Annotated in this window: 15 protein-coding genes and 1 pseudogene; 2 read left to right on the plus strand and 14 right to left on the minus strand. The window is 62.8% G+C overall.

What is annotated here, in order from left to right; all coding sequences use genetic code 11:
- Positions 1 to 264: 264 nt before the first annotated feature.
- Entirely contained in the window at positions 265 to 1380 is a 1116-nt protein-coding gene (locus L8K08_RS00910; RefSeq protein WP_242193734.1) for a cytochrome P450, read from the minus strand.
- Between the two features lie 75 nt (positions 1381 to 1455).
- On the opposite strand from L8K08_RS00910, the gene L8K08_RS00915 reads away from it, so the two are divergent.
- Positions 1456 to 2151 (plus strand): winged helix-turn-helix domain-containing protein, encoded by a 696-nt coding sequence (locus L8K08_RS00915; protein ID WP_242193736.1) that lies wholly within the window; start codon positions 1456 to 1458, stop codon positions 2149 to 2151.
- A 113-nt stretch (positions 2152 to 2264) separates the two neighbouring features.
- On the opposite strand, the gene phnP is transcribed toward L8K08_RS00915, so the two are convergent.
- The 3 genes and pseudogenes from phnP to L8K08_RS00930 form a co-directional block, all read right to left on the minus strand.
- Positions 2265 to 3014 carry a phosphonate metabolism protein PhnP gene (gene phnP, locus L8K08_RS00920; protein ID WP_242193738.1) on the minus strand — a complete coding sequence of 250 codons (750 nt, stop codon included), beginning with the start codon at positions 3012 to 3014 and terminating at the stop codon, positions 2265 to 2267.
- Positions 3005 to 3577 carry a phosphonate metabolism protein/1,5-bisphosphokinase (PRPP-forming) PhnN gene (gene phnN / locus L8K08_RS00925; protein ID WP_242193740.1) on the minus strand — a complete coding sequence of 191 codons (573 nt, stop codon included), beginning with the start codon at positions 3575 to 3577 and terminating at the stop codon, positions 3005 to 3007. The genes phnP and phnN overlap by 10 nt, the downstream gene beginning before the upstream one ends.
- Positions 3577 to 3943 (minus strand): annotated as a pseudogene (locus L8K08_RS00930) (alpha-D-ribose 1-methylphosphonate 5-triphosphate diphosphatase); the annotation flags it as partial. The gene phnN and the pseudogene L8K08_RS00930, both read right to left, overlap by 1 nt.
- Positions 3944 to 4327: 384 nt before the next feature.
- Between L8K08_RS00930 and L8K08_RS00935 the strand changes: the two are divergent.
- Positions 4328 to 4603 (plus strand): DUF6124 family protein, encoded by a 276-nt coding sequence (locus tag L8K08_RS00935; RefSeq protein WP_242193742.1) that lies wholly within the window; start codon positions 4328 to 4330, stop codon positions 4601 to 4603.
- Between the two features lie 341 nt (positions 4604 to 4944).
- Here the strand turns inward: L8K08_RS00935 and L8K08_RS00940 are convergent, their stop codons facing one another.
- From L8K08_RS00940 to ccmA, 10 genes are all read right to left on the minus strand, one after another.
- Complete coding sequence (locus tag L8K08_RS00940; RefSeq protein ID WP_145165056.1) at positions 4945 to 5340, minus strand: hypothetical protein; 396 nt, start codon at positions 5338 to 5340, stop codon at positions 4945 to 4947.
- 16 nt (positions 5341 to 5356) lie between these two features.
- Positions 5357 to 6547 carry a c-type cytochrome biogenesis protein CcmI gene (gene ccmI / locus L8K08_RS00945; protein ID WP_242193745.1) on the minus strand — a complete coding sequence of 397 codons (1191 nt, stop codon included), beginning with the start codon at positions 6545 to 6547 and terminating at the stop codon, positions 5357 to 5359.
- A complete protein-coding gene (locus tag L8K08_RS00950; RefSeq protein ID WP_242193748.1) occupies positions 6540 to 7013 on the minus strand; it encodes a cytochrome c-type biogenesis protein in 474 nt (157 codons plus the stop codon). Before L8K08_RS00950 ends, ccmI begins: the two co-directional genes overlap by 8 nt.
- Positions 7010 to 7546, minus strand: coding sequence for a DsbE family thiol:disulfide interchange protein (locus L8K08_RS00955; protein WP_242193749.1), 537 nt, complete (start codon positions 7544 to 7546; stop codon positions 7010 to 7012). Before L8K08_RS00955 ends, L8K08_RS00950 begins: the two co-directional genes overlap by 4 nt.
- Entirely contained in the window at positions 7543 to 9531 is a 1989-nt protein-coding gene (locus tag L8K08_RS00960; RefSeq protein ID WP_145165063.1) for a heme lyase CcmF/NrfE family subunit, read from the minus strand. Before L8K08_RS00960 ends, L8K08_RS00955 begins: the two co-directional genes overlap by 4 nt.
- Positions 9532 to 9535: 4 nt before the next feature.
- Positions 9536 to 9991 (minus strand): cytochrome c maturation protein CcmE, encoded by a 456-nt coding sequence (gene ccmE / locus L8K08_RS00965; protein ID WP_106576791.1) that lies wholly within the window; start codon positions 9989 to 9991, stop codon positions 9536 to 9538.
- Positions 9988 to 10164 carry a heme exporter protein CcmD gene (gene ccmD / locus L8K08_RS00970; RefSeq protein WP_106576792.1) on the minus strand — a complete coding sequence of 59 codons (177 nt, stop codon included), beginning with the start codon at positions 10162 to 10164 and terminating at the stop codon, positions 9988 to 9990. The genes ccmE and ccmD overlap by 4 nt, the downstream gene beginning before the upstream one ends.
- On the minus strand, positions 10161 to 10916 hold the full coding sequence (locus L8K08_RS00975) for a heme ABC transporter permease (protein ID WP_145165067.1): 756 nt from the start codon (positions 10914 to 10916) through the stop codon (positions 10161 to 10163). Before L8K08_RS00975 ends, ccmD begins: the two co-directional genes overlap by 4 nt.
- A gap of 81 nt (positions 10917 to 10997) precedes the next feature.
- On the minus strand, positions 10998 to 11666 hold the full coding sequence (ccmB, locus tag L8K08_RS00980; protein ID WP_003189951.1) for a heme exporter protein CcmB: 669 nt from the start codon (positions 11664 to 11666) through the stop codon (positions 10998 to 11000).
- Positions 11663 to 12298 (minus strand): cytochrome c biogenesis heme-transporting ATPase CcmA, encoded by a 636-nt coding sequence (gene ccmA, locus L8K08_RS00985; RefSeq protein WP_277933487.1) that lies wholly within the window; start codon positions 12296 to 12298, stop codon positions 11663 to 11665. The genes ccmB and ccmA overlap by 4 nt, the downstream gene beginning before the upstream one ends.
- Positions 12299 to 12404: the final 106 nt, after the last annotated feature.

A 12404-nucleotide genomic window follows, 5' to 3' on the forward strand; every position in this document is an offset into this window, starting at 1 on the left:
ACCGCCAAACTAACCTCCCACATCAAAAAACCGAGCGCCAGCCCTGATAATGTTTCACGCCCAAACATATAACAACTGGATACATAAACTTAACATCCACACACAAGAATGTTCATTTACGCGCACTGCACAATCAAACCCTCGCCCGAAAACAAGCACTTTAAAACACCATAAAACATATAAAGTTTAGAATTACCTCGCGCTTTAAACTCAGCATGGAAACAAACCCCTACACACCTAATAGTCTGGAAGTGGCTCGCGTTACTAATGTATCCCTGCAGATTCAAACCGCGGGATGCGCCCATTCAGCGACGGCCAGTAACCGCACTGGCGAGCATCGGCCCAGGCGCTCGGCTGGCGCAATAATTCGCGCAGCGCTTGCGACGCGATGTTCAACGCGAGCGCTTGGCCCGGGCATTGGTGCCTGCCAACGCCAAAGCTGAACGAGCGTCGATGGGGTCGCTCAAGCAGAATGCTGTCCGGGTCATGGTTCGCTTCGGGGTCCCGGTTCGCGGCGGCCAGCAGCACGAGAACGGTATCGCCCGTCTCTAGAAGGCTACTGCCAATCGAGCAGGGCCCGGCCGCAAATCGCCGCGTGTTCTGCACCGGCGAGTCATAGCGGGCCACCTCCTCCACCAGCGCTGGCACCAGGGCCGGCACGCGCTGGATGTGCGCCAGCAGGTCAGGCCGCCGGGCGAGTGTGACCAGCGTATTGCCAATCAGACCGGCACTCGCTTCACACGTCTGGGAGAGCAAGCCGATCAGGTTAGACGTCAGTGCATCCGGGTCACCCCACTCGCCGTGGAGAAGCTGCTTGAGCAACCCGGTCTGCTCGAGCACCGCACTGAACATCTGCCCCAGTTGCACAGCGCCAGCATCGGCGGCGCGCAAGTGAGCCTGGCTGCTCAGCGGCGAAAGACACGCGACAAAATCCCGGGTCAGCGCGGCGACCCGGTGCAACCGCTCGCCAGGCACACCCAGCAGCGAGCCGACCACAGCGACCGGCAACGTGAACATCCACTCATAGAGGCTATGCAAGCGCCTGCTGACTTGCCCCACCACCCTGGCGATATGCCCTGCGTCCAACCTGGCCAGAGCAGGTTCGACCACCGCCCTGAGGCACTGGTGGGCCGCGCCCTCGTTCATGCGCATCAACTTGGCGAACACCTGCCCCGCCGCACCGTCAGCGATCGCCGCAGGCACCGGCTCGTGTGAGGGGCGTACCCGGCAGTCAGGGTGCGTCAGCACGGCCTCGACAGTCCTGGCGCTGCTGGCGATCCACAGTCCCAGTTCAGCATCGAACGACAGCCCATCGTTACGCCGAAGGGCCGCGTAATAGGCGTAAGGGTCGGCATGGGTAGCGGCTTGCAGCGGTGTCATCGGGCACGTCCTGTTTGCAAAAGAAGCGTTACTATCTGCCCTCTCACACGGCAACGATTCGCTCAGGAACGAAATATGCGCGCTCAGGACGAGGACACGGCGCTTTCACACGTGGCGGGGGCGATTGCGGAGCCCGCGCGCACCAAAATGCTCTGTTCGCTGATGGATGGCCACGCACGTACCAGCACCGAGATGGCGGCGATTGCCCAGGTCAGCGCCTCGACCGCCAGTGCCCATTTGGCCAGGCTCAAGAACGATGGCCTGCTTACGCTGCACACCCAGGGACGGCATCGCTATTACAGCCTGGCTGGGCCGCACGTGGCCCAGGCCATCGAGGGCCTGATGGTGATCAGCCGCAACACCAACAAGGGTTTCGTCCCGACCACGCCCACGCGTTTGCAGTTTGCGCGCACCTGCTACGACCACATGGCCGGTACCCTGGCGGTGCACCTGCACGACCATTTCATCGCATCCGGCTGGTTGGTCGGCGACGGCGCTTACCAACTCAGCGCGGCGGGTGAACAAGCCATGACCGAATTGGGCATCGATGTGCCCGCACTGCGCACGCAGCGCCGACGCTTCGCCTGTTCGTGCCTGGACTGGAGCATGCGCCGCCCGCACCTGGCCGGTGCTTTGGGCGCGGCATTGCTGCAAAGCGTTATCCGCCGTGAATGGGTGACCCAGGACCTGGACAGTCGCGCGTTGGGGTTAACGGCCAAAGGACGCAGGGAGCTGGCAAGCCGATTTGGAATGGAAACGTGCAAACAATAAAGATCACACTGTGGGAGCGGGCTTGCTCGCGAATGCGCTGGGTCAGTGAAGAATCCCTCAACTGACACACCGCATTCGCGAGCAAGCCCGCTCCCACACGGGTCATGCCGTGCTCAAAGAACTCGGCCATCCCACGCCACTGTCACATGCCTGGGCAACTCGCGCCGATGTTCCAGCAACCACACATCCAGCGTATGCCCCACGTGCGTCAGCACGCCCAATTGCGCACCTGATTCCTCAATGCTGCGCAATGCCAGCGTCACGTCGTTGTGATTGCGCGGTGCCTGCGGCTGCGGTGGCATGGAGCAATCGAGCACCAACACCTCCAGCGGCGCGCGTTGCAGCCAGGCCAGGGTGGCAGGCGGCAGGCCGACCGTGTCGGTAAGGTAGGCGATGCGCCGACCTTCGCCTTCCAGCAGATAACCGAAGGTGGGTTTGGAGTGCTGCAACGGCAGCGCCGTCACGCGCAACTCGCCAAATTCGCGGGTTTCGAATGCGCCAAACGGCTGGCTGAAATCCAGGATCCCCGGGTGTTTGTAAAGGTCGGACAACCCCTGCGGATCCGCCGGGCCATGCACCGGAATCACCAGCCCCTGGCCCCAACGCAAATGCAGCAAACCTTGCGCATGGTCAGCGTGGTAGTGCGTCTGGAAAATCCCGTTGAAACTGCGCGGCGGGAAGCGTTCGGTCAGGTCCGGCAAACCGCTGTCGATCAACCAGCGCTGGTCGCCGCATTCGATCAACGCGCTGCACGGTCGGCGGCGTAACCCTTCATCGCTGCGCGCCAGGGCGCAGGCGGCGCATTCGCAGCCGTACACCGGAACTTGCCGCGCGTCACCGGTGCCAAGCAAGGTCAGGCGCATGCCGAGTGCCCGTGATCCAGGCAGCACAGCAAGCGCTCAACGGTATGCACCAGCGGGCCGGAGTTATCCAGCACCAGCAGCCCCGCACCATTGCCGGCGATCAGGTCTGCGGTGAACCGCGCATTGCGTGCCAGGCGCTCCTCGATATCGGCGAGCGACTCACGCCCCCGCGCGATCAGGCGCTGACGCAACACGGTTTGGTCGACCGTCAGCAACAGCACCAGCAACGAGGGATACCGTTCGCGGGTTTGCGCCAGGTGCGCGCGGGAACCATTGACCAGCACGTCTTCCCCCGCCGCCAGCCAATCGTCGATCACACGCGGGATGCCGTACGACAACCCATTGGCGTGCCAGCTGAGGGCAAACGCACCCTCGGCCTGCATTGCGGCGAACTGCTGCGGGCTCACACCTTGAGCCGCCTCGCCCACGGCTTCGGCCGAACGGGTGATCACCCGCCGCACAATGCGGCAGCCGCGCTCGGCCAAGCGCGGGCGGGCGGCATCCAGCAGGCTGTCCTTGCCCGAACCCGAGGGCCCGATGAGATAGATCAACCTGCCTGCCATCAAAACACCCTCTTCGCTTGTCGCCACACTTGTTGCACCACGGGCAGCCCTTCACGGCGTTTGGCCTGGACCAGGTCGGCGCGCAGGCCCACCGCAATTTCACCGCGATCGGTCAGGCCTGCCGCGCGCGCGCGCCAGGCTGATCATCTTGACCGCGCGGGCCAGGCCGGCGGCGGCCACATTACCCGAGTGTGACCCGCCGCGCACCACGTTCGGCGCGCCCATCAACACTTTCATGTTCAGCGCCTGGCAGCCCTGGGCTGCTTCAAGCGTAGTGGGGAATTCGGCGATGGTCATGCCGTAGCGCGCGGACTCTTCAACATGCGCCAACGTTGCGTCGTCATGGTTGGCCACCGACAACCCACGAATTCAGGCAGAACGCGCCGTTAGGTTTTGGGGCCGCTTCGCAGCCCAACGCAGGGCAAGCCTGCTCGCCACAAGGGTTCGCCTCTATATAATCATTCGACCTTTAGGACCTGCCCTACACAGTTTTCGGGTTGCGTCCGAGTAACCTCGCCGCTAACCTTCGCGGGTCGCTGCAAAATCAGCGAACGGGTGTGGTAGCCCGGTTCTTTCATAGATCCCCAAAAACGCTCCAGGGCGTTTTTTTGTGCGGGCTGCTTTGTGGCGGCTGTGCACGGGAGGCTTCGGCCTGCCGGGTTTCTATGACCGGTCTACCACCCCGTGTACAGTCGCCTCCTTACATCGTGTGGTAGCGAGATGGAGGTGCTCATTCATAGGAGCTTCCCCATGAAAAAAGTCACGCCTAACCCCCCGCCATCCCATTCGGATGACACCCCACAACTCCCGCCCAACCTCATCTTCACCGTCCGCCCCGGCCTCAGCACCGAAGTTGCCTTGAGCAATGCCAGTGAGATGCTCGAATCGGCGACCGTGTGTGCGTACGACTGTGCCGAGCACTTGGAGGGCACAGGCCGCAAGCAGGTGCTGGCGGTGGTGCAGATGATTGAGATTGCGCAGTTGTTGGTGGATCAAGCGCTGAATCGGGAGTGTCCCGTAGCTTGATAGCGCGGTGATTGCTGTGGGAGCTGGCTTGCCTGCGATGGCGGTGGGTCAGTTGGGGGATTTATGGCTGACACACTGCTATCGCAGGCAAGCCAGCTCCCACACTGAGTGTGGTGTACATCAGGGGACTTCTCGCACGATGGCGAAACAGGCCTAGAACTCAGATCAGGTAGAGTTCAAAACTGTGGGAGCGGGCTTGCTCGCGAAGGCGGAGTGTCAGCCAGCCTATCAATCACTGACCCACCGCCTTCGCGAGCAAACCCGCTCCCACATTTGGTCTCCAGTGGATGCAAGACTGCATTTAGCGCGTATGAAAAAGGCGACCCGAAGGTCGCCTTTTTTCATTGCGCGTATTGCTTGCTCAGCCCCGGCGGTACGCCGTGCACATCGGTTTCTTCCCACGGCCCGTTCGGGCTGATGGAGCGGCTCCAGCCGTTGCTCCAGCGGTAGTAGGTGCGCTGGCGGTAGAAGGTGTCGGGCTGTTCTTCCAGCACATACACCTGCATCTTGCCGTCCCAGTGGCTGGCGGCGCCCGGGGGCGGGGCGAAGGTTGGCGATTTGCTTGGCAGCGGTTTCGGCGGCGGGGTCACCGGGCCGGACGGTTGGGTGCTCGGCTGGGTCGAAGGGCCCGACGGCGGGATGGTCGGGCCGGTGGGTGCCGGAGGTGGCCGGTGGACCGCACAAGCGCTCAGGCCGAGTACCAGGCTGAGCAAGGTGATGCGTGCAAATGCGGGCATAGGCGTTTTCCTCGATTTACTTGTCCGGACTGTCGATGGTCAGCTGCTGCAGCGCAGTGGCAGTGCTGGCCAAGGGTTGGCTGCGGCCGATCCACTCGCCAGCGGTCGGAAGACCGGCCCGGGATATGCGCGCAACCAGTTGGACTTCGGGGAAGTTCGACAGTTTCAACTGCGGCATCATCGCGTCCGCATCGCCCAGTTCGACGGTGACTGGCAGTTCGGCGACGGTCACGCGCTTGACCGCCAGCGGTGCAGGCGGGCCGGAGACGGCGCGGGCAAAGATGAACACGCTGTCGGTGGGCAGGGCTTTGGCCTTCACCTCGGCGGACAAATCCACACGGACTTTGAGAACAGCCTTGGGTGCTTGAGCGACAGTACCACCGCTCTCCCTGAGCTTTTCCGCCGCTCGGTCGATACCACCTTGCAGCGCGACCCGGGAATTGTCTTGCGGTGGCAGCTGCGCCAACAGACGGTTCCAGTAGTCGATGGCGTCCTGATAACGCTGGCCTTCAAAGGCGGCAATACCCAACAGGCCAAGGCTGGTGACTTCCTTGGGGTCCAGCTTCAAGGCTTCATCGGTCAGCGCCTGCACCTTGGGCGACCACTGCTTGTTGTCGGCAAAGTACTGCGCCTGCGCCCACTGGCCGAGCAGTTCCGGCTGGCGGCCGGCCAAAGCCACGGTGCGCTCGAAGACGTTGGCCGCATCGGCGGAACGGTCCTGGGCCATGTAGGCGCGACCGAGGAAGTACAAGCCTTCCGGCGAATCCGGCTGGGCAGCGGCGGCGCGTTCCAGGCGCTGGGTCATGTCTTGCATCGACACCGGCGGCTGGGAGAATTCGCGGGTCAGCTCGACCTTGTCACTCGCCCCGTAATGCAGGTACAGCGCAACGCCCAGGACCGGCACCAGAAACGCCGCCAAAAACGGCAACGGTTTGCCCAGGCGCGATTCGCGAGGTTTTTCCACGCCTTCGGTATCGGCCAGCAGCTCACGGGCCGCTTCAGCGCGGCCGGTGTCGAGTTGCGCGGCATTCAGCACGCCTTCGTCCTGCTGCACTTGCAGCTCGGCGACGCGTTCCTGGTAAAGCGCCACGTTGAGCGCGGTGCGGTCCTCTTCACGCTGGGCGCGGCGGCCGCGCAACACAGGGATCAACAGGAAACTCAGGGCAATAAGGAGCAGCAACCCTGCTGCGAGCCAAAAATCAATCATCAGTCTTGGTGTCCAGCAATTGGTCGAGGCGTTTGCGCTCTTCAGGGGATAACGCGTCGGAGCCATCGGTAGGCGCGGCGCGGCGGCGGCGGACGATCACGGCCATGACCACCACACCGGCCAGCAACAGCCCGGCTGGGCCGAACCAGAGCAGCGCGGTCTTGCCGGTGAGGGCCGGTTTGTAGCGCACGAAATCACCGTAGCGGTCGACCATGAAGTCGATGATCTGCTGGTTGTCCTTGCCCTCCCCCAGCATGCGGAAAATCTCTTTGCGCAGGTCGGCGGCAATCGGCGCGTTGGAATCGGCGATGTCCTGGTTCTGGCACTTGGGGCAACGCAGTTCCTTGGTCAGTTCGCGAAAACGCTCACGGTCACCGTCCTTGGCGAATTCGTAGGTGTCGATGGCGGCATGGGCCACGCCGGCCAACCCCAGCGCCAACACGGCAGCGGCTAACAGACACTTCATGGCTTGGCCTCATCGACCAGCGCCTGGTACTTGGCGGCCAGTTGCTCGCGCCAGACCACTTCATCGATCACGCCGACATACTTGTCACGAATCACGCCTTTGGCATCGATAAAGAAGGTTTCCGGGGCGCCGTACACGCCGAGGTTCAAACCGAGGTTGCCGTCTTCATCGCGGATATCCATCAGGTACGGGTTGTGGAACTCCGCCAGCCACTTCAAGGCCGCCGCATTGTCGTCCTTGTAGTTGATGCCGTAGATCACCACGCCCTTCTCGGCGAGTTTGTTCAACACCGGGTGTTCGACGCGGCAGGAGATGCACCAGGTGCCCCACACGTTGACCAGCGCCGGTTTGCCCAGCAGATCAGCCTGGGTCAGGGTTTTGTCACCCTGCACCGTCGGCAGGCTGAACGCCGGGAATGGCTTGCCGATCATCGCCGAAGGCAGCTCGGACGGGTCCAGGTACAAGCCGCGATACAAAAACACCGCCACCACCAGAAAGGCCGCCAGTGGTAACACCATCAACCAACGCTTCATGCCGGCGCTCCTTGCAGGCCGAGGGCTTCACGCACGCGGCTTTTTACTTTGACCCGATAACGCCGGTCCAGCGCAGCCAGCAAACCGCCAAAGCCAGTGAGCAACCCGCCGAACCAGATCCAGCGCACAAACGGTTTGACGTGCACGCGCACCGCCCAGGCGCCGTCGCCCAGGGGTTCACCGAGCGCCACATACAGGTCGCGGGTGAAACCGGCGTCGATGCCCGCTTCGGTCATCATCGAGCTTTGCACGGTGTACAGGCGTTTTTCCGGGTGCAGCACGGCCACTTCCTTGCCGTTGCGCACCACGCGGATGGTGCCTTTGTCCGACGTGAAGTTCGGGCCTTCAAAGTGCTTGGCGCCCTCAAAGATGAAGTGGTAACCGGCCAGGTCCATGGACTCACCCGGTGCCAGGCGCAGGTCGCGCTCGGCGCTGTTTTGGCTGGAGAGCACCACGCCGAGGGCGCACACCGCGATGCCGAGGTGCGCCACCTGCATGCCCCAATAGCTGCGGGTCAATGTCGGCAAGCCTTTGATCAGGCCTTTGTGGCGGGTTTTGTCGACAATGTCGCGCACGCCGGCCAGCAATACCCAGGCGGCGAGCAGGAAGGTCGCGAGCACCGCCCAGTTGAAGTCGCCATAGGCAAAGCCTGCGATCACCGCCAAGGCCACACTGCCCAGCAGCACCGGCATCAGCATGCCCGCCAGCCATTTCACCGGGGTGTCTTTCCAGCGCACCAATACACCGACTGCCATCACCACCATCAGCAGGCCCATCAGCGGGATAAACAACGCGTTGAAGTACGGCGGGCCGACCGACAGCTTGGCGCCGCTCAGCGCGTCCAGCACCAGCGGGTACAAGGTACCGAGCAGGATCATCGACGCGGCCACCACCAGCACCAGGTTATTGCCCAGCAACAGGGTTTCACGCGACCACAGGTTGAAGCCGACCTGGCTCTTGACCACCGGCGCGCGCAACGCAAACAGGGTGAGCGAGCCACCGACCACAAACAGCAGGAAGATCAGGATGAACACGCCGCGCGCCGGGTCGGACGCAAACGCATGCACCGACGTCAGCACGCCCGAACGCACCAGGAACGTGCCAAGCAAACTGAGGGAAAACGCGGCGATGGCCAGCAACACGGTCCAGCTCTTGAACACGCCGCGTTTTTCGGTGACGGCCAGCGAGTGAATCAACGCGGTGCCCACCAGCCACGGCATAAACGAGGCGTTTTCGACCGGGTCCCAGAACCACCAGCCGCCCCAGCCGAGTTCGTAATAGGCCCACCACGAGCCCAAGGTGATGCCGATCCCGAGAAAGGCCCAGGCGACGATGGTCCACGGCCGCGACCAGCGCGCCCAGGCGGCATCGAGACGCCCGCCGAGCAAGGCGGCGATAGCGAAAGCAAAGGCCACCGAGAAACCCACGTAACCCATGTAGAGCATCGGCGGGTGCACGATCAGGCCGATGTCTTGCAACAAGGGGTTGAGGTCATGCCCGTCCACCGGGATCTGCGGCAGGATGCGGCTGAACGGGTTGGAGGTCATGATCAGGAACAGCAGGAAGCCAATGCTGATCATGCCCATCACCGCCAGCACCCGCGCCAGCATGACTTGCGGCAGTTGGCGCGAGAACACCGACACAGCGAAGGTCCAGCCGCCGAGGATCAAGGCCCACAACAGCAACGAGCCTTCGTGGGCGCCCCACACGGCGCTGAATTTGTAGTACCAGGGCAGCGCGCTGTTGGAGTTGTTGGCGACGTAGGCGACAGAAAAGTCATCAGTCATGAAGGCGTAGGTCAGGCAACCAAACGCGAACAGCAAAAAGGCAAACTGGCCCCAGGCGGCCGGCTGGGCCAGGCTCATCCACAGGCGGTCGCCGCGCCAGGCGCCAAGCAAGGGCACCACGGCCTGGACGACGGCAAAGCACAAGGCGAGGATCATCGCCAACTGGCCCAGCTCGGGAATAAACAGTGCGGACGTCATCAACTTAGCCCTCCTTTGCCGGGGTTGGAGCGGGTTGGCCGCTGTCTTTCAGGGCCTTGGTGACTTCCGGCGGCATGTATTTCTCATCGTGCTTGGCCAGCACTTCATCGGCGACCACCACGCCGTCGGCATTGAGCTTGCCAAGGGCGACGATGCCCTGGCCTTCGCGGAACAGGTCCGGGAGGATGCCGCGATAGGTAATGGTCACGGCCTTGTTGAAGTCGGTGACCACGAAGGTGACGTCGAGGGAATCGCCGGAACGCTTGAGCGAGCCCTTCTCCACCATGCCGCCCGCGCGAATGCGCGTGTCTACCGGCGCTTCGCCGTTGGCGATCTGGGTCGGGGTGTAGAACAGGTTGATGTTCTCCCGCAGGGCGCTCATCGCCAGGCCCACGGCAACACTCACACCGACCAGGATGGCCAGGATGATCAACAGACGCTTTCTACGCAGCGGATTCACTTATCGGTCTCCCGGCGCAAACGACGCGCCTCTTGTTGCAGGTAACGCTTGCGGGCCAGGATCGGCGCGGCGACGTTGAGGGCCAGCACCGCCAGGCAGATGCCATAGGCCGTCCAGACATACAGGCCGTGGTGGCCCATGGCGAGAAAATCACTGAAAGAGTTGAAACTCATCCCCGCGCCCCCAGGCTGTTTTGCACTTCGGCCTTGACCCAGCTGGTGCGGGCCTCACGCTTGAGCACTTCCAGACGCATGCGCATCAGCAGCACGGCGCCGAAGAAGCAATAAAACCCCAGCACCATCAGCAGCAGCGGCGCCCACATTTCCACGGGCATCGCCGGTTTTTCGGTAAGGGTGAACGTGGCGCCCTGGTGCAGGGTGTTCCACCACTGCACCGAGTATTTGATGATCGGGATGTTGATCACGCCGACAATCGCCAGCACCGCGCAGGCCTTCGCGGCGCTGTCGCGGTTGCTGATGGCATTGCCCAGGGCGATCAGGCCGAAGTACAGAAACAGCAGGATCAGCATCGAGGTCAGGCGCGCGTCCCACACCCACCATGAACCCCAGGTCGGCTTGCCCCAGATGGCGCCGGTGACCAGCGCCACGGCGGTCATCCACGCACCGATGGGCGCGGCGCATTGCAGGGCGACGTCGGCCAGTTTCATCTTCCACACCAGCCCGACCACGCCGCACACGGCCAGCATCACGTAGCAGGACTGCGCCAGCATCGCGGCGGGCACGTGGATATAGATGATGCGAAAGCTGTTGCCTTGCTGGTAGTCCGGCGGGGCGAAGGCCAGGCCCCAGACCAGGCCGATGCCGATCAGCAACACGGCGGCAATGCTCAACCACGGCAGCAGCTTGGCGCTGATGCCGTAAAACCATTTGGGCGAGCCGAGCTTGTGAAACCAGGTCCAGTTCATTGCTGTTTCCATCACGGTGGTTTCTCGTCTTGGCGAGAAACTCAGGGTCTTTACTGGTTAATAACGCTTAACCAGACCTCATTATTCGCCGACGCTGATCTTCAGGCCAGCCGCTATAGCAAAGGGTGTCAGGGTTACCGCCAGGGCGGTCAGGCTGCCAAGCCACAGGAGGTAACCGGTCGCCGGCATGCCCATGAGTGCGGCCTGCAAGGCGCCGCTGCCCAGGATCAACACCGGGATATACAAAGGCAGAATCAGCAGGGCCAGCAACAGACCGCCCCGCTTCAAACCGACGGTCAACGCTGCGCCCACCGCCCCCAACAGGCTGAGCACCGGCGTACCGAGCAACAAGGACAGCAACAATACCGGCAGGCATTCGACGGGCAAGCCCAACATCATCGCCAGCAACGGTGAGAGCAAGACTAGCGCCAAGCCGGAAAAAGCCCAGTGTGCCAGTACCTTGGCCAGAACCAGAAGTGGCAGCGGGTGCGACGAAAGGACCCACTGTTCGAGGGAACCGTCTTCGAAATCGCTGCGAAACAACCCGTCCAGCGAGAGCAGCACCGATAAAAGCGCCGCTACCCACACTAACCCTGGGGACAAGGTTTGCAACAGTTTAGTCTCGGGACCGACCGCCAACGGGAACAAGGCGATGACGATGGCAAAGAACACCAACGGATTGGCCAATTCAGCCGGGCGACGGCACAACAGCCGTGCCTCACGGGCGACCAGCAGCGCGAACACACTCATAGCGACCACCGGCCCAAATCCAGCTCACGGTAACCGGCGGGCATGCGCGTCAGCGTGTGGTGAGTGGTAAGCACCACTGAACCGCCCTGCTCGCAGTGCCGGGCCAGGTGTTCTTCGAGCTGGGCGACGCCTTGTTTGTCGAGGGCAGTGAACGGTTCGTCGAGAATCCACAGCGGCGGGCCCGGCAGGTACAAACGCGCCAGGGCGACGCGGCGCTGCTGGCCGGCGGACAGGGTATGGCAGGGAACATCTTCAAAGCCTTTGAGGCCGACGGCCGCCAGGGCTTGCCAAATGGCATCACGGGAGGCCGGGTGATGCAGGGCGCTGAGCCAGCTGAGGTTCTCTTCCGGCGTGAGCACGTCCTTGATGCCGGCGGCGTGGCCGATCCAGATCAGGTTGCGGGCCAGTTCGCTGCGTTGTTCGTTGAGCGGCTGGCCGTTGAGCCGCACACCCCCTGCCGTCGGCTGCATCAGGCCGGCCAGCAGGCGCAACAAACTGGTCTTGCCGCTGCCGTTGGGGCCGCTGATTTGCACCATGTCGCCGCCCGTCAGACGCAGTTCGAGGTGTTCGAACAGCATCCGCAGGTCGCGTTCACAGGCGAGCGCTACGGCTTCAAGAAGAGGGCTGGTCAAGAGATCGCGGGCCTTTACGGTTCAAGTCGGCGGTGCAGCGGCCGTTATAGAGAGATGCACAATAACGGCTTTGGCGACCGATTTTAGAGAGCTGGATCAAATAGTT

This window comes from Pseudomonas sp. TREG-RG-20F-10-E-6-01 (assembly GCF_022662455.1).
In the GTDB taxonomy this organism is placed as follows: Bacteria; Pseudomonadota; Gammaproteobacteria; order Pseudomonadales; family Pseudomonadaceae; genus Aquipseudomonas.

Coding starts and splice junctions, on each gene's coding strand:
- L8K08_RS00910 (WP_242193734.1), bottom strand. CDS start 1,380: ATGACACCGCTGCAAGCCGCTACCCATGCCGACCCTTACGCCTATTAC.
- L8K08_RS00915 (WP_242193736.1), top strand. CDS start 1,456: ATGCGCGCTCAGGACGAGGACACGGCGCTTTCACACGTGGCGGGGGCG.
- phnP (WP_242193738.1), bottom strand. CDS start 3,014: ATGCGCCTGACCTTGCTTGGCACCGGTGACGCGCGGCAAGTTCCGGTG.
- phnN (WP_242193740.1), bottom strand. CDS start 3,577: ATGGCAGGCAGGTTGATCTATCTCATCGGGCCCTCGGGTTCGGGCAAG.
- L8K08_RS00935 (WP_242193742.1), top strand. CDS start 4,328: ATGAAAAAAGTCACGCCTAACCCCCCGCCATCCCATTCGGATGACACC.
- L8K08_RS00940 (WP_145165056.1), bottom strand. CDS start 5,340: ATGCCCGCATTTGCACGCATCACCTTGCTCAGCCTGGTACTCGGCCTG.
- ccmI (WP_242193745.1), bottom strand. CDS start 6,547: ATGATTGATTTTTGGCTCGCAGCAGGGTTGCTGCTCCTTATTGCCCTG.
- L8K08_RS00950 (WP_242193748.1), bottom strand. CDS start 7,013: ATGAAGTGTCTGTTAGCCGCTGCCGTGTTGGCGCTGGGGTTGGCCGGC.
- L8K08_RS00955 (WP_242193749.1), bottom strand. CDS start 7,546: ATGAAGCGTTGGTTGATGGTGTTACCACTGGCGGCCTTTCTGGTGGTG.
- L8K08_RS00960 (WP_145165063.1), bottom strand. CDS start 9,531: ATGACGTCCGCACTGTTTATTCCCGAGCTGGGCCAGTTGGCGATGATC.
- ccmD (WP_106576792.1), bottom strand. CDS start 10,164: ATGAGTTTCAACTCTTTCAGTGATTTTCTCGCCATGGGCCACCACGGC.
- L8K08_RS00975 (WP_145165067.1), bottom strand. CDS start 10,916: ATGAACTGGACCTGGTTTCACAAGCTCGGCTCGCCCAAATGGTTTTAC.
- ccmB (WP_003189951.1), bottom strand. CDS start 11,666: ATGAGTGTGTTCGCGCTGCTGGTCGCCCGTGAGGCACGGCTGTTGTGC.